Source organism: Falsiroseomonas sp. CW058 (genome assembly GCF_050563535.1).
In the GTDB taxonomy this organism is placed as follows: domain Bacteria; phylum Pseudomonadota; class Alphaproteobacteria; order Acetobacterales; family Acetobacteraceae; genus Falsiroseomonas.
Window position 1 is genome coordinate 1 of sequence record NZ_JBNXUO010000069.1, and the last position, 528, is coordinate 528.

Here is a 528-nt window from a genome sequence, read left to right on the forward strand (position 1 = left end):
GGCGACACGCTGGTGCTGTCGGGCGCGGGGGCGAACAGCGTCACCGTGACGGCGGCGGAGACGATCACCGGCGGGGCCGCGGACGATGCCGTCACCCTGACCACGGCGATGGTCGGCGGCGTGGTGGCGCTTGATGCCGGCGCGGACAGCCTGGTGCTGGCGAACGGCGCCAACACGCTGACGGTCGGCGGGGCGGAGACGATCACCGGCGGCAGCGGGGCGGACATCGTGACGCTGTCCACCACGGCGACGGGCGCGACCATCGCGCTCGGCCTCGGGTCGGACCGGCTGGTGCTGGCGAATGTCGCCAACACCCTGTCGGTCGGCGCGGATGTGGAGGCGATCATCGGCGGCACCGGGGCGGATGCGGTCACCTTCACCGCATCGGTGACGGCGGCCAGCATCCAGCTCGGTGCCGGTGCGGACAGCCTGGTGCTGGCGGATGGCGGCAACACGCTGACGGTGGCGGGGATCGAGACGGTCACCGGCGGGACGGGGGCGGACGTGCTGACGCTCGCGGCCGGCCAG

At 74.1% G+C, this 528-nt stretch carries 1 pseudogene; it reads left to right on the plus strand.

What is annotated here, in order from left to right:
- Positions 1 to 528 (plus strand): annotated as a pseudogene (locus ACK8OX_RS25200) (hypothetical protein); the annotation flags it as partial.